The organism is Streptomyces viridochromogenes, from assembly GCF_001270495.1.
Classification (GTDB): Bacteria; Actinomycetota; Actinomycetes; order Streptomycetales; family Streptomycetaceae; genus Streptomyces; species Streptomyces viridochromogenes_A.
On sequence record NZ_LGUR01000025.1, the window covers coordinates 102,062 to 126,427 of the forward strand.

21 protein-coding genes are annotated in these 24,366 nt (G+C 71.3%); 5 read left to right on the forward strand and 16 right to left on the reverse strand.

What is annotated here, in order from left to right; all coding sequences use genetic code 11:
* Positions 1–51: 51 nt before the first annotated feature.
* On the forward strand, positions 52–501 hold the full coding sequence (locus ADK36_RS05460; RefSeq protein ID WP_048582458.1) for a GNAT family N-acetyltransferase: 450 nt from the start codon (positions 52–54) through the stop codon (positions 499–501).
* A gap of 28 nt (positions 502–529) precedes the next feature.
* On the opposite strand, the gene ADK36_RS47720 is transcribed toward ADK36_RS05460, so the two are convergent.
* Positions 530–667 (reverse strand): hypothetical protein, encoded by a 138-nt coding sequence (locus tag ADK36_RS47720; protein ID WP_107083740.1) that lies wholly within the window; start codon positions 665–667, stop codon positions 530–532.
* 140 nt (positions 668–807) lie between these two features.
* Here ADK36_RS47720 and ADK36_RS05465 point away from each other — a divergent pair, with 140 nt between their 5' ends.
* Positions 808–1,446 carry a class I SAM-dependent methyltransferase gene (locus ADK36_RS05465; RefSeq protein WP_053196556.1) on the forward strand — a complete coding sequence of 213 codons (639 nt, stop codon included), beginning with the start codon at positions 808–810 and terminating at the stop codon, positions 1,444–1,446.
* 23 nt (positions 1,447–1,469) lie between these two features.
* On the opposite strand, the gene ADK36_RS05470 is transcribed toward ADK36_RS05465, so the two are convergent.
* Both ADK36_RS05470 and ADK36_RS05475 read right to left on the reverse strand, forming a co-directional pair.
* Positions 1,470–1,970 carry a DUF402 domain-containing protein gene (locus tag ADK36_RS05470; protein WP_053196558.1) on the reverse strand — a complete coding sequence of 167 codons (501 nt, stop codon included), beginning with the start codon at positions 1,968–1,970 and terminating at the stop codon, positions 1,470–1,472.
* On the reverse strand, positions 1,951–2,880 hold the full coding sequence (locus tag ADK36_RS05475; protein WP_048582530.1) for a GNAT family N-acetyltransferase: 930 nt from the start codon (positions 2,878–2,880) through the stop codon (positions 1,951–1,953). The genes ADK36_RS05470 and ADK36_RS05475 overlap by 20 nt, the downstream gene beginning before the upstream one ends.
* A 71-nt stretch (positions 2,881–2,951) precedes the next feature.
* Between ADK36_RS05475 and ADK36_RS05480 the strand changes: the two genes are divergently transcribed.
* Positions 2,952–3,320, forward strand: a complete 369-nt coding sequence (locus ADK36_RS05480; RefSeq protein WP_048582455.1) for a GntR family transcriptional regulator — start codon at positions 2,952–2,954, stop codon at positions 3,318–3,320.
* On the opposite strand, the gene ADK36_RS05485 is transcribed toward ADK36_RS05480, so the two are convergent.
* Positions 3,321–4,091, reverse strand: coding sequence for a DUF72 domain-containing protein (locus tag ADK36_RS05485; RefSeq protein WP_048582454.1), 771 nt, complete (start codon positions 4,089–4,091; stop codon positions 3,321–3,323).
* A gap of 23 nt (positions 4,092–4,114) precedes the next feature.
* Positions 4,115–5,209: a DUF5925 domain-containing protein gene (locus tag ADK36_RS05490; RefSeq protein ID WP_048582453.1), complete on the reverse strand. Its 1,095-nt coding sequence runs from the start codon at positions 5,207–5,209 to the stop codon at positions 4,115–4,117.
* A 119-nt stretch (positions 5,210–5,328) separates the two neighbouring features.
* Between ADK36_RS05490 and ADK36_RS05495 the strand changes: the two genes are divergently transcribed.
* The gene (locus tag ADK36_RS05495; RefSeq protein ID WP_048582452.1) at positions 5,329–6,741 is read left to right on the forward strand and encodes a GH39 family glycosyl hydrolase; all 1,413 of its coding nucleotides are present in this window, start codon (positions 5,329–5,331) and stop codon (positions 6,739–6,741) included.
* A gap of 21 nt (positions 6,742–6,762) precedes the next feature.
* Here the strand turns inward: ADK36_RS05495 and ADK36_RS05500 are convergent, their stop codons facing one another.
* From ADK36_RS05500 to ADK36_RS05530, 7 genes are all read right to left on the reverse strand, one after another.
* Positions 6,763–10,620 (reverse strand): lipopolysaccharide biosynthesis protein, encoded by a 3,858-nt coding sequence (locus ADK36_RS05500; RefSeq protein WP_048582451.1) that lies wholly within the window; start codon positions 10,618–10,620, stop codon positions 6,763–6,765.
* Positions 10,613–11,413 carry a polysaccharide deacetylase family protein gene (locus tag ADK36_RS05505; RefSeq protein WP_048582450.1) on the reverse strand — a complete coding sequence of 267 codons (801 nt, stop codon included), beginning with the start codon at positions 11,411–11,413 and terminating at the stop codon, positions 10,613–10,615. The genes ADK36_RS05500 and ADK36_RS05505 overlap by 8 nt, the downstream gene beginning before the upstream one ends.
* The gene (locus ADK36_RS05510) at positions 11,410–12,432 is read right to left on the reverse strand and encodes a glycosyltransferase family 2 protein (protein WP_048582449.1); all 1,023 of its coding nucleotides are present in this window, start codon (positions 12,430–12,432) and stop codon (positions 11,410–11,412) included. Before ADK36_RS05510 ends, ADK36_RS05505 begins: the two co-directional genes overlap by 4 nt.
* Positions 12,429–13,250: a glycosyltransferase family 2 protein gene (locus ADK36_RS05515; RefSeq protein ID WP_048582448.1), complete on the reverse strand. Its 822-nt coding sequence runs from the start codon at positions 13,248–13,250 to the stop codon at positions 12,429–12,431. The genes ADK36_RS05510 and ADK36_RS05515 overlap by 4 nt, the downstream gene beginning before the upstream one ends.
* A gap of 390 nt (positions 13,251–13,640) precedes the next feature.
* Entirely contained in the window at positions 13,641–14,738 is a 1,098-nt protein-coding gene (locus tag ADK36_RS05520) for a GNAT family N-acetyltransferase (protein ID WP_048582447.1), read from the reverse strand.
* Between the two features lies 1 nt (position 14,739).
* Positions 14,740–15,165 (reverse strand): hypothetical protein, encoded by a 426-nt coding sequence (locus tag ADK36_RS05525; protein WP_234329682.1) that lies wholly within the window; start codon positions 15,163–15,165, stop codon positions 14,740–14,742.
* 150 nt (positions 15,166–15,315) lie between these two features.
* On the reverse strand, positions 15,316–16,521 hold the full coding sequence (locus ADK36_RS05530) for a S8 family peptidase (RefSeq protein ID WP_048582446.1): 1,206 nt from the start codon (positions 16,519–16,521) through the stop codon (positions 15,316–15,318).
* A 312-nt stretch (positions 16,522–16,833) separates the two neighbouring features.
* Here ADK36_RS05530 and ADK36_RS05535 point away from each other — a divergent pair, with 312 nt between their 5' ends.
* Positions 16,834–17,643, forward strand: coding sequence for an SGNH/GDSL hydrolase family protein (locus ADK36_RS05535; RefSeq protein ID WP_048582445.1), 810 nt, complete (start codon positions 16,834–16,836; stop codon positions 17,641–17,643).
* 3 nt (positions 17,644–17,646) lie between these two features.
* Here the strand turns inward: ADK36_RS05535 and ADK36_RS05540 are convergent, their stop codons facing one another.
* The 4 genes from ADK36_RS05540 to ADK36_RS05555 all read right to left on the reverse strand — a co-directional run bounded on the left by ADK36_RS05540 (position 17,647) and on the right by ADK36_RS05555 (position 24,210).
* Positions 17,647–19,278 (reverse strand): serine/threonine-protein kinase, encoded by a 1,632-nt coding sequence (locus tag ADK36_RS05540; protein ID WP_048582444.1) that lies wholly within the window; start codon positions 19,276–19,278, stop codon positions 17,647–17,649.
* A gap of 63 nt (positions 19,279–19,341) precedes the next feature.
* The gene (locus tag ADK36_RS05545; RefSeq protein ID WP_053196560.1) at positions 19,342–21,024 is read right to left on the reverse strand and encodes a nickel transporter; all 1,683 of its coding nucleotides are present in this window, start codon (positions 21,022–21,024) and stop codon (positions 19,342–19,344) included.
* Positions 21,021–22,562: a tetratricopeptide repeat protein gene (locus ADK36_RS05550; RefSeq protein WP_048582442.1), complete on the reverse strand. Its 1,542-nt coding sequence runs from the start codon at positions 22,560–22,562 to the stop codon at positions 21,021–21,023. The genes ADK36_RS05545 and ADK36_RS05550 overlap by 4 nt, the downstream gene beginning before the upstream one ends.
* 109 nt (positions 22,563–22,671) lie before the next feature.
* Positions 22,672–24,210: a DUF4331 domain-containing protein gene (locus ADK36_RS05555; protein WP_048582441.1), complete on the reverse strand. Its 1,539-nt coding sequence runs from the start codon at positions 24,208–24,210 to the stop codon at positions 22,672–22,674.
* Positions 24,211–24,366 lie beyond the last annotated feature (156 nt).

A 24,366-nucleotide genomic window follows, 5' to 3' on the forward strand; every position in this document is an offset into this window, starting at 1 on the left:
GGTCGCCTTAAGGGAGTGCTGAGACTGCGATCAGGTAGGTACCGTCGCGGTATGACGGACGACGACATCAGGCTGGCGGCCGCCGCGGACGTACCAGCCGTGAAAGCTGTGACCGATGCCGCCTACGACCGCTACATCGAGCGCATCGGGCGGGCGCCCGTGCCCATGCTGGCGGACCACGCGGCGAACGTGGCCGCGGGGAACGTGTTCGTGACGGGCGATCCCGTGATCGGGCTCGTCGTGCTGGAGGTGCACGAGGACCATCTGTTCCTCGACAGCATCGCCGTCCACCCCGACGCGCACGGCAGGGGCGTGGGGCGACGGCTGCTGCACTTCGTGGACGCACGCGCGCGTGCGCTCGGCCTGCCCGAGGTCAGGCTCTACACGAACGCGCTGATGTGGGAGAACCAGAAGATCTACCCGAAGTACGGCTATGAGGTCGTCGAGCGTCGCGTGGACGGGCCGTACGACCGTGTCCACTACCGCAAGCGGCTCGACTGACCTGTCTCATGGGGGGCCGACGGGCGTTTCAGCCTTCCGGCCACCATGTGCGCGCGATGTCCTTGCGGACCTCGGGTCGTCCCGAGAGGGACTCGTCCGCCTCCTCCCGGAGCCGGCGGGAATCCGTCTTCCTCTTCAGGGGCTTCTGCACGGTCACACGGCGCATGGCTGCCTCCTTCAGTGCCTATCGAGTTCCGCTTTGTCACGGAGATAGACCCTTTTGGGGAGAGTTCCTCATCGCCGCTGGTCCTGTCAGTGGCCGTTGTCACGAATCCGACTGTCAGTGGCGGGTGTCACTCTTGGCTCATGACGAACGGTGAACACGCCATCACAGGTACAGGCACAGACGTGGGCATGGACGTGGACTGGGACGCGGCCGCCGCGGACTTCGACGACGAGCCGGACCACGGCCTGCGCGACCCCGAGGTGCGCCAGGCATGGGCCTCCCGGATGCGGTCCTGGCTGCCCGAGCGCGTGTCCGACGTGCTCGACCTCGGCTGCGGCACCGGCAGCCTGTCGCTCATCGCGGCCGAACAGGGACACCGGGTCACGGGGGTGGACCGCTCCCCGGCGATGGTCGACCTGGCCCGCGCCAAGCTGGCCGGACGGGACGCGGCGTTCCTCGTCGGTGACGCGGCGGCACCGCCGGTCGGGGAGGAGCGGTTCGACGCCGTGCTCGTCCGCCATGTCCTGTGGGCCCTCCCCGATCCCGGCCGGGTCCTGCGGCACTGGCGTGGGCTGCTGCGCCCCGGAGGGCGGTTCGTGCTGGTCGAGGGGGTGTGGGGGACCACAGCGCCGACGGTCGGCATACCGGCGGACCGGCTCACCGCACTCCTCGCGCCGCTCACCGGCGACGTGCGCGTGGAGCGGCTCTCCGAGGACGCGCGGCTGTGGGGGAAGGACGTCGGCGACGAGCGGTACGCGGCCGTGGCGGTGGTGCGCTGACCGGGGCGGACCCAGGCCGGCCGCTAGGCCAGGAGCCCTCCGAAGCCGGTCCCGCGCGCCAGCGCCTCCAGCGCGTCCAGCGCCGACACGGCGGCCGCGGCGGCCTGCGGATCCGTCCGTTCGAGACCGCTCTCGGCGAACTCGTCCTCGTCCAGACGGCGTACGTCCGTGTAGTCGGCGGAGCACCACAGGTCCAGGTCGAGGTCCTCGACGACCAGCTCGGTGCCGGACAGAGTGGCCGGGCGGGTGATGTCGCAGTACCAGCCCTTGAGGGCACCCGTGGCGTCGCGGACCTCCTTCACGGCGTACCAGCGGTCGCGCCAGTAGTACTCGGTGAAGACGTCGCCCGGCTCGAAGCGGACGAAGCCGAAGTCGCGGACCCCGGCCCCGGACCAGGGGGCGCGGACGGCGATGCGGGTGCCGTCGTCGGAGAGCGGTTCGGCCGCGTAACGGATCTTCGTACGGCCGGCCTTGACGAGGACCACGTCCAGCGGACGTCCCTGGTCAGCCGAGTTCGCGGACATAGCGCACCTCCGTCGCGCAGATCTCGTAGCCGAACCACTTGTTGATCGCGAGCATGGGTTCGTTGCCGGTGTCGTTGCCGGTGAACGCCTCCGTGTAGCCGGCGGCGCGGGCGCGGTGCAGGGAGTCGTTCTTGGCGAGCTTGGCGAGGCCACGTCCGCGGAAGGCGCGGGCGGCACCGGTCATGGCGGTGCCGTACCGGGTGCCACCGTCCGTGCGAGCGGCGCTGAAGGCGACGGGGCGGCCGTCCACGACGGCGACCGAGGTCAGCTCGCGGCTGAGGAGGGGGTGGTTCCAGGTCTCCTCCAGCCAGGCCTCGTAGTCCGTGAACTCGTAGGCGACGTCGCTCGGTTCGTCCGACGTCGTCTCCGCGTCCAGCTCGAACAGCGGGCGCGGATCGTCCGCGAAGTCGGCCGCCGTGCGCAGCTCCACGCCCGGGGGTGGGGTCTGGAGCGGTGGCAGTGTGCCGTGCGCCAGGTCCAGGCGGAGGAAGTGCGCCGAGCGGCCCTCGCGGTAGCCGTGCCGTTCGGCGAAGGCGCGGTTGCCCGGTGCGTCGAGGATCCAGGCGAACAGCCTGGTCGCTCCTCGCTCGGCCAGGTACTCCTCGGCCGTGCGGACCAGCAGCGTGCCCGCGCCGCGGCGGGTCCGCTCCGGGTGGACGTACACGTTGACGTAGGCCTGGCCGGGCTCCGGGCTGTCGTTGACGAGCCCGACCTGGGCCGTGCCGATCACCTCGCCGTCCTCCTCCGCGACGAGCGGCCGGTAGTGGGCGTCCGGGTGGGTGTGGGCGACGTCGTAGACGATGGACTCCGGGGTCACCAGAAAGAAGGGGAGGGCGAGATGCCGGACGTGGGCGAAGCCCTCGACGTCGGCTCGGACCTCGGGACGCAGGGGGCGCACGGTGATAGTCATCACGGCGCACGCTACGGGGGAGGCGCGCCGGGGTGCCTCCCATTTTCCGGGGGGTACGGGACAATCGCTGCGTGACCTTGAAGATCCACATCGACGACAGTGCCGCGCCGTACGAGCAGGTGCGGGCGCAGATCTCCGAGCAGGCGCGGTCGGGGGTGCTGCCGGTCGGGTACCGGCTGCCGACCGTGCGGGGGCTGGCGGAGTCGCTGGGGCTGGCGGCCAACACCGTCGCCAAGGCGTACCGGGCGCTGGAGAGCGACGGGGTGATCGAGACCCGGGGGCGCAACGGCACGTTCGTGGCGTCCGCCGGCTCGGCCGCCGAGCGTGAGCTGGCGTCGGCCGCGCAGGCGTACGCCGAGCGGGTGCGACGGTTGGGGTCGGACCAGGAGGCCGGGCTCGCCGCCGTGCGGGACGCCCTGCGGGCGGCTTTCGGGGAGTAGTCAGCGGCGTGCGGCGAGTTCCGGCGTGCGGGTCACCGTCAGGCCCGCTCGGGTCGCCGCTCTCCCGAAGACCACCGCGTCCTCCACCGCCGCCCCGCCAGGGTCGTTGTTGAAATACGCGTACATGTCCTCGGCGTCGGACCAAGTGGTCGCGATGCGGTCGACCCAGGTCTCCAGAGAGCGTCGGCCGTAGCGGGGCCACGGGTGGGCGCGGCCCTCGTGGAAGCGGACATAGCCCCAGTCCGTGGTGCGCCACAGGGGAGTCACCGGACGGGCCTGGACGTCGGCCCAGCACAGGGCGGCCCCCCGGGACTCCAGAACCTCGCGGGTCTCGGATGTCCACCAGGACTCGTGGCGGGGCTCGACCGCGATCCGCGTTCCGGACGGGAAGCAGGCGAGACAGGCGTCCAGCAGTTCGGGGTCCGCCCGCAACGTGGGCGGGAGCTGGAGCAGGACCGGTCCCAGGCGGTCGCCGAGTCCCTCCGCGTGGGTCATCAGGCGGGTCACCGGCTCCTCGGGGTCCCGTAGCCGCTTGATGTGGGTCAGGTAGCGGCTCGCCTTGACCGCGACCACGAAGTCACCCGGCACCCGGTCCCGCCACGCCTCGAAGTTCTCCCGCGTCGGCAGGCGGTAGAAGGCGTTGTTGATCTCGACCGTGGCGAAGCGCTCCGTGTACTCCTCGAGCCACAGCCGCATGGGCACGTCGGCCGGGTACAGGACGTCCTTCCAGTCCCGGTACTGCCACCCGGAGGTGCCGACGAGCAGGGCCATACGACCATGAAAGCACCGGAAGGCTACAGATACAGCCCCGCGTCCGCCCCGTCCCTCGGGTCCGGCAGCGACGTCGGGGACGTGCCCCGCTTCAGCGCGTACAGCTCCGCCAGCGTGGCGCCCTCGCGGCCGATGCCCTCCTCCGTGCCCAGCCAGCTCGCCGCCTCCGGGCGCGTCAGCGCCCCCACCTCGATACGGGCCAGACAGCGCCCGGGGCGCACCACGGCGGGGTGCAGGCGCTCCAGGTCCTCGTTGGTGGTGACGCCGACCAGGACGTTGCGGCCCTGCCCCAGCAGGCCGTCCGTCAGGTTCAGCAACCGCGACAACGCCTGGCCCGCCGTGTGCTTCGCCTCGCCGCGGATCAGCTCGTCGCAGTCCTCCAGGAGCAGCAGCCGCCAGCGGCCCTTGCCCGTCGAGTCGTCCTCGCCGATCGCGATGTCCATCAGGTAGCCGACATCGCTGAACAGCCGCTCCGGGTCCAGGACGCAGTCGACCTGGCACCAGTCCCGCCAGGAGCGCGCCAGGGTGCGCAGCGCCGACGTCTTGCCCGTGCCCGGCGGCCCGTGCAGCAGGAGCAGGCGGCCCGCGATGTCCTCCGGGGTCGTCTTCATCAGGCCGTCCATCGCGTCCGCCACCGGCGCGGTGTAGTTGGCCCGCACCTCGTCCCAGGTGCCCGCGGAGATCTGCCGGGTCGTGCGGTGCGGGCCGCGCCTGGGGGAGACATACCAGAAGCCCATGGTCACGTTCTCCGGCTGCGGCTCGGGCTCGTCCGCCGCGCCGTCCGTCGCCTCGCCCAGGACGCGCGCCGCCAGTTCCTCGCTGGTCGCGGTCACCGTGACGTCGGCTCCCCGGTTCCAGCGGGAGACGAGCAGGGTCCAGCCGTCCCCCTCCGCAAGCGTCGCGCTGCGGTCGTCGTCGCGGGCGGCGCGCAGCACCCGGGCGCCCGGCGGCAGCAGCGTCGCGCCGGACCGTACGCGGTCGATGTTCGCCGCGTGCGAGTACGGCTGCTCGCCCGTCGCGAAGCGGCCGAGGAACAGCGCGTCGACGACGTCGGACGGCGAGTCGCTGTCGTCGACGTTGAGCCGGATCGGCAGAGCGTCGTGTGGGTTCGCAGACATGCGGCCATGATCCGGCACACGGCGGCCCGGTGCACCAGGTTTCCGTGGCACGTACCGCCAACGGTCCAGAGTGACGAAACCCGCCCGCGCGGCTGCCACCCCCGTTACCGTTGTCCTTGATGGGACGTCATGGGTGGAATTCGGGGGCACGGCGGTGGCGGCTCACCGCGCTGCTCGGTGTGGGGGTGGCCGCGCTGGCCCTGGTGGTGACCCTGCTCAACACGCTTCCCGGGAACGGCGCGAGCACCGAGGGCACCACACGCGACGGCGACAAGGTGCACGGCAGCCCGACCGTCACGCCGGACGCCACGAACCCCGAGGTCGGCTGGGGGTTCACCCACACCCAGTACAGCGCCGACGAGGGCGCCGCCGCGGCCGTGAAACGCGTCGAGGGGCGGCTCGCGGACGCCGGAGGACTGCCGCAGATCCAGCACATCATGGGCTGGGGCGCCGACAACCCCGAACCGGTCGAGGGGCGCTACGACTTCGAGGCGATGGACCGCCGTATCGACTTCGTCCGCGCCTCCGGCAGCACCCCGGTCGTCACCCTGTGCTGCGCCCCCGACTGGATGAAGGGCGGCAAGGCCGGCGTCGACCACACCAACTGGAGCCAGGCCGCTCTGGAGACGGCGCCCGAGCCCGAGCACTTCGAGGACTTCGCCGCGCTCGCCGTGACCGTCGCCAAGCGCTATCCCGACGTACGCCACTTCATCGTGTGGAACGAGTTCAAGGGCTTCTGGAACGACGCCGAGGCCCGCTGGGACCACGAGGGTTACACCCGGCTCTACAACCTCGTCTACAAGGCGTTGAAGAAGGTCAACCCGGACATCATGGTCGGCGGGCCGTACCTCGTGATGGACAGTGTCGACCCGCGCGCCGCGGAGGCCTCCACCGCTGTGCGGGGTGCCTGGGGCGCCCTGGACCAGCGCACCGTCGACGCCTTCGGGTACTGGAACGAGCACAAGGCGGGCGCCGACTTCGTCGTCGTGGACGGCTCCAGCTACACCCGGGACGACGAGCTGCTGCCCGACGAGTTCACGGCCACCGACAAGTTCACGGCCGTCAGTCAGTGGGTGCGGAAGCAGACGGGTGACCTGCCGCTGTGGTGGGCCGAGTACTACGTCGAGCCCGCCGACGGCAACGACGACCGCAAGGACTGGTCCGAGGCCCGCCGGGTCGCCGTCCAGGCCACCGGAATGATGGCTCTGGCCAAGGGCGGTACCACCTCCGCCTTCTACTGGAACCCGGAGGAGGAGCAGGGCACCGACTGCGCCGGCTGCCTGTGGACGCCGACCGAGACCGCGCGCGGCGGCGAGAAGCTGCCCATGTACGACCTGCTCTCCCGGTTCGGCAGGGAGTTCCGGCCGGGGACCGGGTACTCGAAGGTGTCCGTGGACAACGCCGACGTCCGGGTCCTGGCCACGGACAAGGCGGTCCTGGCCGTGAACACCCTCGACCGGCAGACCAGCGCGAAGATCGACGGCAGGAAGGTCGAGTTGCAGGCGTACGAGGTGAAGTGGCTCAAGCGCTGAGCCACTTCACCTCCACCGCCCCTACTTGATCGTCAGGAACCGCTGCACCATCGAGGCCAGCAACACCGCCAGCAGCGGCAGCGAGAACCAGAAGCTGCTCTGCAGCCACCGCAGCTGCCGCACGCTCGGCTCCATGGCCACCCGGACGATCTCGCGGGCCATCAGCAGCAGGATCAGCGCGACCGCCGCCAGGCCCCCGACCACCGACCACGGCGTCCAGGTCACCTGCGGCCCGATCGGACCGGGATCGGCCTTCGGAACCTCACCCGCCGGCTGCTTGCGCAGCGCGTACATCGTCACGTCGGCGTTGGCGAAGACCTTCTTCAGCTCCTGCCGCTTGTCCAGGTTCCGGATCAGCCGCGACTCCCAGGTCGCCGAATAGCCCACGTCCATCCGCAGATAGGTGACCTGACCGCGGTTGATCATCAGATACGAGTTCGGACCCGCGTCCTTGAGCGACTTGACCAGGCCCGACACCAGCACCGGGTCGGCCGGCGCCAGCGTCGGCAGGTACTCCACCTTCTCCATGTCCTTCGCGCCCCACGGCATCGACGGCGTCACGACGTTGACCGGGTCGTCACTCAGCCACAGCAGCCGCACGGTCGGATCGTCATGGGCGTACACGTACTCCATGGCGGCGACCTCGCCGGGCCGGATCCGCTCGAACGGCTCGTTGCCCCAACGGGCCACCAGGAAGCCGCCCATGAGCACGAGGCCCGCCATCAGCGCGGCCAGCGGGGCGAGGCTCACCTTGTCCCTGTCGCGCTCCTTGGCGGTGACGCCGGTGCGCGGGAAGAGGGCGAGGCCGGCCAGCAGGGCCGCGCCGGGCAGGGCGAACATGAAGACGCGCAGCGCCATCTCGCCGCCGTACGACTGCATGCCGAAGCCCAGGAACGGCACGAAGGTGAGGACGAGCAGGGAGCGCTCGCGGTAGTGGTGGAAGCGCCGGCGCCACCAGCCCCAGCAGGCGAAGGCCATCACCCCGCCGGCCAGCAGCACGCGCGTGTACAGCACCAGCTTGTGGGTGGAGCTGCCGCCCTCGATCCGGCCGGAGACGGACGACGACACGTTGCCGCCGACGCCGCCGACCCCGCCGAAGAGCTCGTCGAAGTGCCCCGACCAGTACGGCTCGGCCAGGAAGCCGATCCAGACCGTCACCATGACGCCGAACAGGATGGGCAGGCCACGCAGTTCGGACTTGCCGATCAGCACGAGCCCCGTCAGCACGCCCAGCATCACGAACGGCGTGAGCTGGTGGGCCGGGACGCTCGCCGCGAACAGTCCGATCACCACCGTCAGCAGCACGGCCTGCTGCCGCCGGTTCGCCGGCTCGACCTCGACCTCGCCGGGCCGACGCTTCGTCCAGAGCACTCCCGGCGCCCGGAACCAGACCAGCAGGATCGCCGCGAAGACGAGATACAGCAGATACGTGAAGCCCTGCGGCGAGAAGTAGTCCTGGCCCACCCAGCCGCTGAGCACGAAGATCCAGATGCCGGTCCACTTGGCCCGCCAGCTCGCCCGCATCGAGCGCACCAGCAGGAACATCGGGACCAGGTAGAGGAGTTGCATGGCCAGCGGCCACCAGCGGATGACCTCGGTGAGGTCGCCGACCCCGCACGCCTTCGCGGCGAACGCGGCCACCGCGAAGAAGCCCGGCCAGCTCCAGCGCGCGTCCAGGTCGGGCACGGCCGACCCGGTGCGGTCGATGTAGTCGAGGAAGCCGAGGTGCTGCCAGGCCGTCGCGAACCTCGGCTCGACCTCGATCAGCGCGGGCAGGGCGTGCAGCGACACGACCGTCGCGAGCAGGGTGACCAGCAGCAACGCCCGGTGCTCCCGGCCCAGCCACAGCAGCGAGGCGAACACCACCGCGAGCAACGCGGCGCCGAGCAGGGTGGGCGTCGGCAGCACGGAGATCAGCCCGAGCCCGCCCATCCCGTCCAGATCGGCCTCGCCGAGCCGCAGCGCGGGCACCCAGTACAGCAGCAGCGCGGCGACCAGCAGACAGCCGAGGACGACCCCGAGACGGGTCGGCAGCAGCCGCTCACGCCAGGTGAGCGAGGCCGCGTCGGACGGTCGTACGGCTTCCTCGGAGGGCATGGGCGGCTCTTCCCGTACGGCACTCTCCTGCCGTACGACGGCCTCCTCCCGTACGGCAGCCTCCTCGCGCTCCTCCGGTACGGCCTCTTCGCCCCTGCCCGCGTCGAAGTCCGTCTCGAACGGCGCGTCCACCTCGGCGGGCCCCAGCGACGCCTCCGAGCCGGGCTCCCGCTCCTCCACCGGCAGCCCGACCTCCGGCTTGCGCGCCCAGGTCGGCCGGTGGTCCGGGCGGACCGGCGGCGTGCCCGTGGGCGGGGTACCGGGCCCCGGGCGGACGTCGGGCCGGCGTTCCAGGTGGTCGAAGTCGACATGGACGCCGAGCGCGAGGGTGTCGGTGTCGAGCGACCAGGCGGGCCCCCGCCTGCGCGCCCCCTCGGGCACCTCTCGCGCCCCCAGGTCGGCGAGGTCACCGTCGGGGGCCGCGTCCTCGGGCAACTCGGCCGACGTCGCCCGCACGGTCCTGTACAGCTTCGGCGCGGTGATCGTGACGATCACCGCGAGGGAGACGATCTCGGCGACGCCGGCGCCGGTCAGGCCCATCCGGGGGAGCAGCAGAAGTGTCAGACCGAGCACCAGGGCGCACAACAGGCCCTGGAGCCAGGCCAGTCCCGCGGTACGGCTCTGGGCGCGCAGGACCGCGAAGTACGTCTCCATGACGACCCGCAGCAGCGCGCCGACCGCGAACCAGCGCAACAGGGGGGTCGCCGCGTCCGCGTAGCCCTGGCCGAAGACGCCCAGGATCCAGGGCGCCCCGAAGAACAGGACCGCGGCGACCGGCACCATGATCCGCGCCATGCGCCGGAGCGCGGCCCGGGTGTTGGCGGCCAGCCGCCGCGGGTCGTGCGAGCCCTCGACCGTGAGCGAGGCGCCCATGTTGATGGCGAGCAGATTGACGGTGCCGCCGATGGTGGCCGTGATGTAGAAGTACGCGTTGTCCTCGGCGGAGACCTGCGCGGCCACGATCACCGGGATGAGATAGACCACGGCGAGGGAGAACAGCGAGCCGGTGTAGTCGCCCGCCAGGAACCTCCCGATCTCCCGCAGGGACGGCGGGCGCGTGTGGTCCTCGGTCGCCTTCACATGGCGTGGCACCAGACGCCGGAACACCAGCCAGCCCAGCGGCAGCACCGACACCGCGATCGCCGCGACCCACGAGACGAAGACCCCGGCGGTCGGGATCGCCACCGCGAAGGCCACCAGCAGGCCCAGCTTCACCGCGGAGAACACGGTGTTGCCGACCGGCACCCACACCGCGCTGCGCAGCCCGGTCAGCACGCCGTCCTGGAGCGTGAGCAGGTTCCAGGCGATGACGGCCACGACGAAGAAGAGCCCGCCCGCCGCCCCGTTCAGGAACCGGTACGACGGCCCCCACAGGTCCAGCGTCAGCAGGAACACGCCCGCCGCCAGCGCCACCACCACACAACTGCCCGCGTACGTCCGGAAGATCAGGCGGCCGCTGTTGCGGCCCGCCACCGGGATGAACCGGGCCAGCGCACCCGTCAGCGTCACCGCGGTCAGGCCCGCGAGGAACTTCATCGCGGCGATCGCGGCGGAGCCCTGCCCGACCGCGGACTCGGAGTAGTAGCGGGCGGCGGCCAGCCAGAAGCCGAGCCCCAGTACGGCGGAGATGCCCGTGTTGATCATCAGGGCGTAGGCGTTGCGAAACAGCTGACTGCCCCCGGAGGGCCCGCCCATGCCGGGCAGGCGGAGCCGGCGCCCCGACTGCTCGGGCGCCGGCGCGTCGGTCGATGCGGGCTCGGTCGTGGTCGTCGTGTCAGACACGGGAACGGATGGCCTTCCGGCGGACCTGTCGGGCTCTGCGGACCACGGCGTACCCCTTGGTGAGGGCGCGGTCCCGGGCGAAGGTACGGGCGATCGCACGGCCCTCGACCATCCGCCGGAACTCCTCGACGCCGGTGGTGCGGCGCACGGTGAGGCGGGTGAGGGCGTACGGCCCCTGCCGCCGCCGCGCGAGGCCGTTGTTGACGGCGAGCGCCTGGGCGTACCCCGTCTCGTGCACCGCCTCGCGCACCCGGCGGCTGGAGTAGCCGTACGGGTAGGCGAACGAGGCCGGGACGGTGCCGAGTTCGTCGCTGATGATCTCCTTGCAGAGGATCAGCTCGGAGCGCAGCCGGTCGTCCGGGAGCTGGTCGAGCTGCGGATGCGTGTGGCTGTGGCCGCCGATCTCGACGTCCGCCTCCGCGAGTTCGCGGACCTGGGCCCAGTCGAGCATGGTGTCCAGGCCGCCGCCGGTGTCGTGCGGGCCCTTCAGCCAGCCCGTGGAGACGAACACGGTGGCCGGGAAGCCGTGCTTGGCGAGCACGGGCAGGGCGTGCCGGTGCACGCCCTCGTAGCCGTCGTCGAAGGTGATCAGCACCGGCCGCTCCGGCAGTGGCCCGCCCGAGCGCCAGCGTGCCGCGAGATCGGCGGTCCGCACGGGTGTGAGCCCCAGATCGCCGATCAGCGCCATCTGTTCCGCGAACGCCTCCGGCGCCACCGACAGCTCGCGGGTGGCGTCGTTCGGCGAGGTGGAGACGGCGTGGTACATGAGAATCGGTACGCGCCCGTCGGTCATCTGCTGTCCCCCTCTGCGCCGGCCTCCCCCTCGGTGCCGGCTTCCCCTTCGCTCCCCGCCACGGAGTACGCAACGTCGCCTCGGCGGGCCCGGACACTCCCCACGACGTACCCACCGGCCGCCGTCAGCACCCCCGCGACGATCGCGCCCGCCCGCCCCGCGCCGCCTCGCCGGGCCAGTACGGCATCCCGCAGCCCGCGCGCCACCCCGGCCGGCAGGACCCGGGTGGTGTAACGCCGCTCGGACTCAAGTCCCTTGTCCGTACCGACACTTCGGGCCACGAGCGCCTTGGACAGGCCCTCGGCGTACGTCCGTGTACGGAAGTACCGGAAGTGCTCACGCGCCTCGGGCACCCGGTGGTGGATCACCGCCCGGTCGTCGATCAGCAGCACGGCGTCCGGCCTGGCACGCGTCAGCCGGATACACAGCTCCGTCTCCTCGCAGCCCAGCGGCAACCGGTCGCCGTCGCGCCCGATGCCGGTGGCGAAACCGCCCGCGAAGTCGAACGCCGTACGCCGGAAGGAGGCGTTGCCGCCGAGGACGTTGCGCACCTTGACCCGGCCGCGCGGCAGGCCCCGGTAGGTGCAGCCGACGACCCAGTCGAACTCCTCCGGGAACCAGTCCGGCCGCTTCCCCGACGCCCAGATCGGCTCCGTGCGCCCGCCGACGGCCATGACGTGCGGGTCGGCGTACCCGGCCGCGAAGTGCTTCAGCCAGTCGCGCTCGGCCACGGCGTCGTCGTCGAGGAACGCGATGACCTCGCCGTACGAGGCGGCGATGCCGGTGTTGCGGCCGGCGGACAGGCCACGGGGGCCCGCGTTCGCGAGCACCCGTACACCGGTCGTTTCCTTGTACTCCTTGGTCAGCCGGTCCAGGAGCGCCGCGTTGTGGTCGACGACCAGCAGCGTCTCCAGGGCCGGATACGCCTGCGCCCGCACCGAGGAGACCGCCGCGAGGATGTCCTCCCAGCGGTCCTCGGTGTACACGCAGATCACGACGGAGATGTCGGGACCGCTCAAGACGCCTCTCCCCGGACCGAGTCGAGCACCGGGGAGTGGGTCCTACGGCTGCGCAGGGCACGCCGGTTGGACCGCTCCTTGAGGATCACCTTGAGCACCCTGAGCCCGTCCCGCACGGCCCGCAGATTGCTCGTGCCGTGGATGCGGAGGTACTCGTGGCTGGGGATCTCCTGCACCTTCAGCCCCGCCTTGACGACCCGGATGTTCATCAGGGTCTCCACCTCGAAGCCGGTGCAGTCGAGGTCGATCTTGTCCAGGCAGTGCCGCCAGAACGCGTTGTAGCCGTAGCAGAGATCGGTGTAGCGGGCGCCGAACTTGCGGTTGACGGCCGTGCACAGCGCCCAGTTGCCGAGCTTGCGGATGGGCGTCATGTCGTCCGTGCCGCCGCCGTTGGCGAAGCGGGACCCCTTGGCGAAGTCCGCGCCCGAGACCAGGGCGGAGACGTACGACAGGATCTCGTTGCCGTCGGCCGAGCCGTCCGCGTCGACCATCACGATGATGTCGCCGGTGGCCGCCTCGAACCCGGTGATCAGGGCATCCCCCTTGCCCCGCCCGCGCTGTCGCACGACCTTGACGTCCGGCCACAGCTCACGGGCCACTTCGACGGTGTCGTCGGTGGAGTTGCCGTCCACGAGGACGACCTCGTGTATCCAGTCCGGGAGTGTCTTGAAGACGTACGGAAGGTTCTCCGCCTCGTTCATGGCCGGGATCACCACGCTGACCGGTGGCGCGATGGCCAGGTGCATGGAGACGGGCCGGTACTTGCCGGCTGTGGACGGACCTTCGTCCGCGACCGCCGGGCGCAGCACAGAGCTCATGAGTCTGGTCCCTCTCGTCCGGTGGACCGCCCGCCCCTGGGCGGCCCGGTATTTTGTCCGGTTCGAAAGGGGGGTATCTCACCTACGGCACGGTCGAACGGATCTCCGCGCACGCATGGTGAGCTGGCATGTCTGGCCGGCCACCGATAATCGGCGGCCGGTCGCGCGGCACGACTCGGTCACAAGTGCGGACACCGTCACCGAGCACCCCCCTACCGCGCCCCGCGCCGGGCCTGTCGCGGTCTTGAGCCCTCCCCTAGAGCCGCGTTTGACAGTCCGATGCGAGTGAGATGTACGACGGTATTGATGATTGAGCCTGTATGGCAAGAGCTGGAACGAGCTCTCACGTTTTTGTTGGTTTGGCCGTAACCGGCCGTGTTGTCTCGGCCGTCACCGGCGTCCCGAACGGATCTTCCCCATGCCTTTGAGAAGGCGGTCCGCCGGCTCGAACAGCTCCGGCCGTGCCTGCACGGTGTTGCGCAGCGCGCGGACCGGGGCACGCCGTGCCCGGTGTCCGAACGCGACCGGGTGACGCCGGGTCACCCACCCCTCCGACACCGTCAGCTCGCGTGTCTTCAGGGAGTCCTTGTACTCCTTCTGGCCCCGCCCGAGGTCCAGGTAGGCGATGCCGTCGGCGGCGGCCGCCTCGGCCATGCGCAGATGCAGTACCAGGCCCGGCGAGTACTTCGAGAACGCCGGGTCGTAGGCCGGGAACCAGCACGCCAGCACCCGCTCGCCACGCAGCCCGAAGTGCGCGGCGATCGGCTTGCCGCCCGCGTACAGCACCGACAGGATCCCCGCGAACGGCTCGGAACGGGTGTGGAACAGCTGCTCCACGAGCCGGGTGATCCACTCGTGCGCGAAGCGGTCGCTGCGCCCCGTCCTGCGGTACTGCGCCGACTTCCACGCCATCAGCGTGCGCAGGGCCGCCGGATCACGCTCGTCGTGCACATACCGCACGCCGTCGTGGTCCCGGCCCAGCTTGCGCTCCTTGGCGAGCGTCGACTTCGTGAACTTCGGTGACCGCTCCCGCAGTTGGCTCAGATACGCCTCGTACCCCTGGTCGATGTCCATGACCGGGGACGGGAACGAGCCGGAGGCCCCCGCCGCGAACGCCGCCTGGCGCCCCACCAGGTGGTCGAACTCCCAAACGGCGAGTCCGCACGCCTTCAGCAGTTCCCGGGCGTCCCAGGTGAACCCGGGCCGGTGCACGACCCCCTGGGCGTCCGAGACGCCGAGCCCGATGGCCCGGCCCACGCCGGTCGCCGTGCGCTGGAACGGGAAGAACGCGGCCGGCTCGCCGCGCTCCCGTACGACCGCGATCCGCACCCCGCGCCGGCAACGGCCGACGGCGAGCGCGAACTCGGGCGAGAGGAACGGGTTGCCCAGCTCGGGCGCACCCTGAAGATGGGCCTTGGACTGTAAAGAGGTCCATGCCGCCCGGTCGGCGGAGCTGAGCTCGCCGGGGCGGTACACGCTGATGTCCACGTCAGTCAGTCCGCCTTCTCGTCGTACGGCCGCGCAGCCGCCGTACCAGAACCAGCAGGAGAACGAGGGCGCTGATCGTGGTCACGGCCACGATCCCGCCGGGCACCGACCACCGGTGCACGGCCAGCATGCCCTGGGCCACCAGCATGTTGACGACGACCGCGCCCGCCACGGCGGCCACGGTCCGGCCGAAGGGTTCCAGCCCGCGCAGCGCGGCGGCGATCGCCCCGGCCGGCATCGCGAGCAGGAAGAACAGGGTGAACGGACCGCGCAGCGGCGAGTCCGAGTCGACCAGCGCGAGCACCGCGCCGAGTCCCGCCGCAGCCGTCGCGGCGCCCGCGAGCAGCGGCGCCAGGTCCCTCCCCGGCCCTGGCCGCGCACGCTCGGCGCCCTGAGGCGCAGCTGTCCTGATACGTATGGTCTGCATGGGCGACTTTGCCCCCCGAAGCGCCGGATGCCGGGCTTCAATGTGGCTCAGCTCCGTGGGGGCCGTCAAGACGTCCCCTGGAACAGGACGTTCCCCGGAGACGGCGCGCGTCTCCGGGGAACAGTGGGGTTCAGGCCGTGCGGTGCGCCGTTACGGCACGAGCTTCAGGAGCCGGTTGGGCGAACCGCTGCCGGGGCTGGTGACCACGTTGGTCGTGGCGCCGCCGGTCAGGGCCGAGGCGACCGCGGCCGGGGTGGCCGAGGTGTGGCTCGCCAGGTAGACGGCCGCCGCGCCCGCGACGTGCGGGGTCGCCATCGAGGTGCCGGAGATGGTGTTGGTCGCGGTGTCGCTGGTGTACCAGCCCGCCGTGATCGAGGAGCCGGGGGCGAAGATGTCCAGGACCGAGCCGTAGTTGGAGTAGCTGGCGCGGGCGTCGGAGCTGGTGGTGGCGCCCACGGTGATCGCCGCCGGGACCCGGGCCGGGGAGTACGAGGAGGCGTTGGCGCTGCTGTTGCCCGCCGCGACCGCGTAGGTCACCCCGCCGGCGATCGAGTTGGCGACCGCGGTGTCCAGCGAGGCGGAGGCGCCGCCGCCGAGGGACATGTTGGCGACCGAGGGACCGGAGTGGTTGTCGGTCACCCAGTCGATGCCCGCGATCACGCCGGCCGTGGTGCCGGAACCGCTGTTGTCCAGCACCCGGACTGCCACGATGTTCGCCTTCTTGGCGACACCGTAGGTCGAGCCCGCGATCGTGGTGGCCACATGGGTGCCGTGGCCGTTGCCGTCGGCGGCGGTGGTGTCGCCGTCGACCGCGTCGTAGCCGTAGGAAGCGCGGCCGCTGATCTGCTGGTGGGTGATGCGGACGCCGGTGTCGATGACGTACACGGTCACGCCGCTGCCCGCCGTGTCCGGGTAGGTGTAGGTGCCCGACAGCGGGAGCGAGGTCTGGTCGATGCGGTCCAGGCCCCACGGGGCGCTGGACTGCGTGGCGTCCATCCGGACGCGCTGGTTCTGCTCGACGGAGGCGACCGCCGGGTCGGCGGCGAGTCTCTTGGCCTCGGTCGCCGAGAGGGCGGCGGAGTAGCCGTTCAGCGCCTTGGTGAAGGTCTTCTTCACCGTGCCGCCGTACTCCTCGACCAGGTCTTTGCCGGCGGCCGAGGACGCCTTGAGGCCGGCCGTCTTCTTGAGCGTGACGATGTAGCTGTCCTTGATCGCCGTGGGGGAGCCGGCGGCCAGGACCTTGCCCTCGGCCGGGGCGGCCTGGGCGGGCAGGGACGTGAGTCCGCCGACGAGGGCGGCGGTCGCCAGGCTGGTTATCGCGGCGAACCGGATTTTCCTGCTACGCAGTTGTGCCATACGAGGGAGTCCTCCTCTTGGCGGCGCGCATGGGTGGTGCGCGCACATGTGGGGGGTGCGTGCGGGGGCGCACGCACGGCCCGGAACGTCGCGTTCCCGTTCCGGCCGAGGTAAAGGATCTGTGCTCCCGGCATGGAGGACAAGGGAGTTGACGACCTGTCAACAATCCTGTCATGGACACGAAATCAAACGGACGGTCAACTCGCAGGATGAGGCCCTCGATGGGCCGAAAAGTCTTGGCATGGACACTTCCCGTCAACACGCGTAGTTGGTACGACGGTTATGGCAGAGATCCTGCTATAGGGAGGTTCCATGAGACGTTCCCGACTTTCCGTATACGTCGCCTCACTCCTCCTCGCCGTCGGCACCGCCCTCACCGGGGCTGCCACCGCGCAGGCCGCCGACACCGCCGCCGCGGGCGGCTATGTGGCCCTCGGCGACTCCTACTCCTCCGGTCTCGGCGCGGGCAGCTACATCGGCGCCAGCGGCGACTGCAAGCGCAGCACGAAGGCGTACCCGTACCTGTGGGCCGCCGCGAACTCACCCTCGTCCTTCGACTTCACGGCTTGCTCGGGCGCTCAAACGGGTGATGTCACCGCCAGTCAGCTCGGCCCGCTCAGCTCCGCCACCGCACTGGTGTCCATCTCGATCGGCGGCAACGACGCGGGTTTCGCCGACATCATGACGACCTGTGTGCTCCAGGGCGACAACGCCTGTGTCTCCCGCATCAACACCGCTAAGGCGTTCGTCGACTCGACGCTGCCCGGCCGGCTCGACACCGTCTACACCGCCATCCGGAGCAAGGCCCCGTCCGCCCATGTGGTCGTGCTCGGCTACCCCCGCTTCTACAAGCTGGGCGTGTCGGGGTGCATCGGCCTCTCCGAGACCAAGCGGAGGGCGCTCAACGACGCCGCCGACCACATCAACGCCGCCACCGAGAAGCGCGCCCTGGACCACGGCTTCACCTTCGCCGATGTACGGCCTACCTTCACCGGGCACGAGCTCTGCTCCGGCAGCTCGTGGATGCACGCGGTGAACTGGCTCAACATCCCGGAGTCGTACCACCCGACGGCCGCGGGCCAGTCGGGTGGATATCTGCCGGTGCTGGACGCGGCGGCCTGACTCCTAGGCACCCGGTGACTCGGTAGGCGTTGGCGAGACCCCGCCCGTCGGGGTCTCCGTCACACAAGTCACCGAGAACGGCACCGAGTTGGACTTCGTCTCCACCGGGTCGCGCACCTCGACGCTGATTTCGTTCTCGAACGTCCCCGTCTCGTCGTACGTCGTCACGAACGCCCTGTCCTGCTTGGTCCGTCCGCCCCCCTCCGGGAACGAAAGGGTCTTCCACCCCTGGTCCATGACGTCGCCGTCCCTGGACACCCAGCGGTAGCTGACCTGCGCCGGCAGCCGCCCCACGGTGAATGTGGCCGTGAAGGCGGGCGCGTCGCCGCTGGGCGGCGGACAGGCCCCGGAGTACTCGGTCCTGGCGCCCGCCAGCGACACCTGTACGGACTGCGGCGGGGGAGCGCTCGTACGGCTGCCGCTCGGGCTGGGCGTCGGGTTCCGGCCGCCGGCCGCGTTCTCGTCCTCGGACTCGGTCTCGGTCGGCGAGGCCCCGCCACCCGTCTGCGCGGTGGTGCCCCCGCCGCCCGCCTTCCCGCCGTTGTCGTCCCCGCGGTTGAGCAGGGCGTACGTCAGTCCCGCCACAGCCAGCGCGAGGGCGGTGACGCCCGCGATCAGGGCGACCCGGGCGCGGCGGTCGCGGTCGGGACGGACGGGGGCGGTGTCCCGGTCAGGAACGGCGGCCGGTGCGGGCCTGGTGGGTCCGGGCGGCGGGACCGGAGCCGTCGGGGCGGTCGCCGAAGGCGTCGGAAACGCCCCGACGGTCGGGGTGTGAGGAGCCGCGCCCACGGCGTCCGCGCGCGGCGTCCCTCCCGCGCCGATGACCCGCAGGTCCTGCTCGGCCCGGTCGGCCGGCAGCCGCTCGGCCGGGTCCTTGCGCAACAGCCCCTCGATGACGGGGGCGAGCGGCCCGGCCCGGCGGGGCGGGGGCAGCTCCTCGTCGACGATCGCGCGCAGGGTGCTGAGCGGGGTGTTCTGGCGGAACGGGGAGTGGCCCTCCACCGCCGCGTACAGCAGGACGCCGAGCGACCACAGGTCGGACTCCGGGCCGGGTGTGCGGCCCAGCGCCCGCTCCGGGGCCAGGAACTCGGGGGAGCCGATGACCTCGCCGGTCATCGTCAGCGCGGAGCTGCCCTCGACCATGGCGATACCGAAGTCCGTGAGAACGACCCGGCCGTCGTTCGACATCAGCACGTTGGCAGGCTTCACGTCCCGGTGCAGTACCCCGGCCTCGTGCGCGGCCCGCAACGCGGCCAGCACCTCGGCGCCGATGTGCGCGACACGCTGCGGGCTCAGCGGGCCCTCGGCGTCCAGCAACTCGGCCAGCGAGATGCCGCGCACCAGCTCCATCACGATCCAGGGCCGGCCGTCCTGCGTGGCCACGTCGTACACCGTCACGACATTGCGGTTGGCGACCCGCGCCGCCGCCCACGCCTCGCGCTCCAGCCGGGCGTACATCCGCTCGACCTCCGAGGCCGGCAACCCGTGCGGCGCCCGCACCTCCTTGACGGCGACCTCGCGGTACAGCAGCTCGTCACGGGCCCGCCACACGGTGCCCATGCCGCCCTCGCCGAGCGGGGACAGGAGGCGGTAGCGGCCCGCGATCAGACGTTCACTGCCGGATTCTTCGGACACGGGCGTCCCCCAATCGCATCCGTGTGCACTCTCCACTCCGCACGATTTCTACCCAAAAGTAGCTCAGCCGAGTGCGGATGCCGCCCCCTGGAGAACCAATCCGGCCCCGATCAGTACGACGAGCACCGCCGATCCCAGTGGTGCGGTCCTGCGGACGAAGACCGTCAGGGGGTGGGCCATCCAGCGGGGCTGCCTGTCCAGCACCCGCGCCACTCCCGTACCCAGCCGCACGACGGCGAACCCGGCCGCGGTGAGGGTGAGCGCGAGCCCGACGCCGTACGCGACGACGAGCAGCAGCCCGAACCACGCCTTCCCGAGCGCCGCCGCGCCGACGAGCACGACGACCGCGGAGGGACTGGGCACGAGCCCGCCGGCGAAGCCGAGGAGGATCGTGCCGCGCAGGGTGGGGGCGGTGGAGTGGGTGTGGGTGAAGCCGTTGTGGGTGTGGGTGAGAAGGCCGTGGGTGGCGGTTCGGGTGGGGGCGTGGTCGTGCTCGTGGTGGTGTTCGTGCTCGTGCTGGTGGCTGTGATGGTGGTCGTGGGTGTGGCTCGGCGCGGGCGCGGGGGCCTCTGCTGAGGAGGGGGTGTGCGCGGCGACCAGGACCGGTTGGCGCTCGTGGGCGTCAGTGTGGGTGTGGGTGTGGGTGTGGTCGTCGTGATCGTGAGAGTGCCCGTGCGGGTGGCCATGCCCGTGTCCGTGTCCGTGCCCGTGTTTCCGGACGTGCCAGGCGCGCCGTACGAGCGTCGCGCCCGCCGCGATCACCAGGGCGCCGCTCGCGATGCCCAGCCAGGTGATCACCGAGGGTGCCGCCGCCGAGCCGGCCGTGACCAGGAGGCCGAGGGCGACCACGCCCAGGGTGTGCGTGACCGTCACCGAGGCGGCCAGGGGCAGGACGTCCTTCATACGGGCCCGGCCGCCGCGAGCCGCCGCCACCGCGGCCATCAGGGTCTTGCCGTGGCCCGGGGCGAGCGCGTGCATCGCGCCGAGGAAGATCGCGAGGACCAGGGCGAGGGCGGCGAACCCGACGGTGAGGTCCTGGCGGGAGACCAGGCCGTCCAGGGCCCGCGTCCAGCGGTCGGCGCCGCGCGGGAGGACGGAGGAGGCGGGGGTGTCCTGTTCCGCCTCGGCGAGGGCCGGCCCGCCCGGGCGCACGCGCAGGGACGCGGTCCTCGTGTCGGCCGGGGAGGAGAGCAACTCCTCGGGGTACTCGGTCAGTTCACGGGAGACCGAGTCCTTCGGTACGTCCGACGCGGCGAGCGTCATACGGTCCCCGCGCGCCGTGATCTCCCGCCAGCCGGGGCCGGCTTCGGCGCCCGCACCGCGGAAGCCGAGGTCGATCGTGGTGTCCTCGGGGAGCCGCGCCGTCAGCCGGCACTCCACGCGGAGGGTGTCGAGCCCCGCCTGACCGGGCCGCACGCGCGCGTGGCTGCTGTTCAGCGTCAGCCCGACCGTGCGGCCGTCCACGGTGACCTCGCTGTCCCGCGCGGCGTCCTCGCACCGCTGCCGGGCCCACGCCGTCCTGCCCGTCTTCTCGATGTCCGGCTCGGCCTGCGTCGCCGGGATCTCGGCGAGGTCCTCGACATGGTGGACGCGCAGTTCGCCGGGGGCGGCGACGAGCCCGTCGTAGCGGTTGACGGTGAAGTTGCCGAGGGGGTGCGCGCTCGCGGAGCCGGCGGGGAACAGCGTGAGCGAGCAGGCCGCCGTGAGAACGGCCGCGGAGGAGGCGAGCAGACGACGAGCGGTCACTTGGCCGCCTCCAGGTCCTTGAGCGCCGTACGGGCTTCGCGGGCGCCCAGCGGTGAGAAGCCGGGGTTCAGCCTCAGCGCGGCCCGCAGGTGTGCGCGGGCGTCCTCGGCGTGGCCGGTGGCGCGCTCGATGATCCCGCGGTGGTAGAGGAACGCCGCGTTGCGGTAGCCGGTGGCCGTGGCCTTACGGGCGTAGGGGAGCGCTTCGTCGTCCTTGCCGTTGACGTGCAGTGCCCAGGCGAGGGCGTCCGCGGTGTGCACGGTCTGCCTGCGGTCCCACTCGGCGCGGGCGGCGCGCAGGGCGGACGCCTTGTCGCCGTGGTCGGCTGCCGCGAGGGCCGTGTCCAGGTCCGCGTTGACGCCGTTGGCGCGGGCGAGGGCCGTCCAGGCGTCGACCAGGGCGTACTGGTCGTCGGCCTTGACCTTGTCGCCGGCCGCCTCGTACAGCTCGCCGAGTTCGACGAGCGGGCCGGGCAGGGGGTAGCGGGAGACGACGTCCTTGAGGCCCTTGAGCGCGCCGTCCCGGTCACCGCTCGCGGCCTGCGCGCGGGCGCGGCCTTCCAGGGCGGGGACGTAGTTCTCGTCGGCGGCGAGGGCACGGGCGTAGTGGGTGAGGGCGGTGCCGTGGTCGCCCTGGTTCCAGGCGAGTTGGCCGAGCTGGGTGGCGACGTAGGTGATGTCGCCGGGGGTGGTGGCGGCGGAGAGGGCCTGCTTCAGCACCCGCTCGGCTGTCCGTACGTCGCCGCGCAGCTCCTGGACGTATGCGTACCGCGTGAAGACCGGGATGCCCGGGCGGCGGTCGTCGGCCGTCTCGGCGGCCTTGGCGGCGTCGGCGTAGCGGCCGAGTTCGACGAGGGCGTCGGTACGGGTGCACAGGGCGCGTTCGCTGTAGGGGTTCACCTTCAGTGCCTGGTCGGCGTAGTTCAGCGCGTCCTCGAAGTCGTGCCGGGCGGCGGCGAGGGCGGCGCGGCCGGCGAGAGCCTGGTCGTTGTCGGGGCTCAGCTCCAGTGACCGCCCGAAGGCCTGCTCGGCCTGGGGGTAGCGGGAGGGGTCGCCCTTGGTGCGGGCCTGTTCGACGTAGGCCAGTCCCAGGGTCGCCCAGCTGGTGAAGTCCCTCGGCTGGTCGCGGAGATGGGCCTGGAGGGAGGAGATGCCCGTGTCGAGGTCGCCGGTCGCGAGGAGGCCGGGGGAGACGGCGGCGGACGCGGGGGCGACGCTCTGGCCGTTGTTGTCGCGTGCCGCGCTGAGCGCGATGGAGCCGGCGGTGAGGGCTACGGCGAGCAGGGCCGAGCATCCGGCGAGATGGAGTGCCCGGCTGCGGCGTACGGCCGCGGCGACGCGGCGTACGGCGGCGACGCGCTGCTCGCGGGTTGCCTCGCCCCCGCCGCCCCTACCCGTCCCATCCTCAAGGGGCTCCGCCCCTTCGACCCCGCCAGGGGGCTCGGGCTCCGCCCCCTGGACCCCCGTCGGCCTGAACGGCCTCGTCCTCGAACGCCGGACGGGCTGCTGGGGTTCGTTGTCGTTCGTCCGCGGGGCCATGCCCTCTCCTCGATCCGCTTGCCGGCAAAGGCTGTGGTCGCATGCGGCGGCGCGGCCCGCGCCGTGGGGGGATGAGTACTTCGCGGGCCGCGCCAGCTCTGTTGTGGGCCTAGTAGGCCCGGTCCCGCATCCGGCGCCACCACATCAGGGCCCCGCCGATCAGCAGGATCCCCAGTGCGCCGGCGCCCGCCGAACCGGCGATCAGGGTCGTGTCATCCAGGCCGGAGGCACCCGCACCCGCCGGCTGCAGCGCGTCGCCCAGCTGGCTGCGGACGTCGGTCTCGCCGTCCGTGCCCTTGGCGAGCGGGCCGCGGGAACCCTCGGTCGGGAGGGCGACGTACGGGAAGGCCTTCTCGAAGTCCTTGTCGTTCTTGTCGACCGCGTCGCCCAAGTCGTTCTTGGCGCCCAGCAGTTCACCCTCGACGACCTGGAGCGAGGCGTCGATCACGTCGTCGGTGAGGCGACGGCCGTTCGGGAAGCCCGCGTTGTCGCCGTCGAGGACACCGAGCCGCTTGGGTTCGGCGGCCGGTTCGATCGAGGTGTTCAGGCGCAGCATCTCCGACGGTGTCACGTGCGGCGGCTGGTTGAGGTCCTTCACGCCCTTGAGGAAGACGTCGACCAGGTCGTTGCGCGGCTCGTCGGGGGCCGGGATCTTGTAGATCGCCTCGATGAGCTTCGGCAGCTCCGGGTTGGTGACGTTCTTCAGGAACTGGGCGTCGTCCCACGGCGCGGACGCGTTGAACTTGTCCTTGTCCTTGAGGGGGTTGACGACCTCGTTGACCAGCGGCATGCCGAGCCGCGACACCTGGTGGAACTGGCCGTCGGCGCCCTTGCGCTGGGTCGTCGACCAGATGCCCACGACCGGCTGGTCCGCCGACTCGGCGATCATGTGGTTCGGGACCTGCAGGGCGATCGAGTTGACGTTGTAGCCCTTGAGCGTGTCGTTGCCGACCTCGGAGAGGTTCCCGCCGTAGAGGAGGTCGAAGACCCGCAGGTCCAGGAAGAACGGGTCGTCGGCCTGCCCGGCGAACGACGTCGCGTCGCCCGCGAGCTTGTGCACGGCCTGCTCGCGCAGCTTGGCGTAGTCCGGCATCGACGCCTTGCCGACGTTCGACGGGGCCACCGGCACGTCGTTGGCGACCTTCGTCTTCGACACCGGGTACTGGTCCTTGAGCTTGATCAGCTCGATGTCGTACGTCTGCGTGATGTTGAGGTCCTTGTCGTCCAGGCTCTCGACCGGCCCGGTGTTGTACAGGAACGTCTTCTTGTTCTTGATGTGGGTGTCGAAGGTGAAGCGGTAGAGCAACTCGCCCTGCGCGTCACCGTTGTTGTCGATGTGGATGTCGTACTGCGCGTCCTCGGCGAACGTGAAGAAGTTCGGTCCGCCGGCCGGTTCCTCGAAGGGGATCCAGTTCGCGATGATCGTCGTCGAGTCCGGCTTGTCCGGGCTGACGAACGCGTACACGTCCGTGTTGTCGTACTGCGGTGTCCCCGAGATGAGCGGGGCCTCCCGGTGGCTGGAGGCGGAGGCCGCCCCCGGTTCCAGCGCGGTCACGCCGGCGGCTGCGAGCCCTCCGGCGGCCAGCGCACCACACACAAGGGTCGCGAGGCCCCTGCGTCCCGCACCGCTCCTGGAATTAGGTGTCATGCCGTCCGTCCTCAGTGCCAACTTGCCTGACGAACCCGATTCGGAGCCATCGCCAGGGTGGATTGGTGGAATCCCAAGCGTTCTTACGGCCGAACTGAAAAGTTGTTTCATCGAGGGGCGACCCGCGTTTTCGGCCCGCTGATCCGTAACCCCATC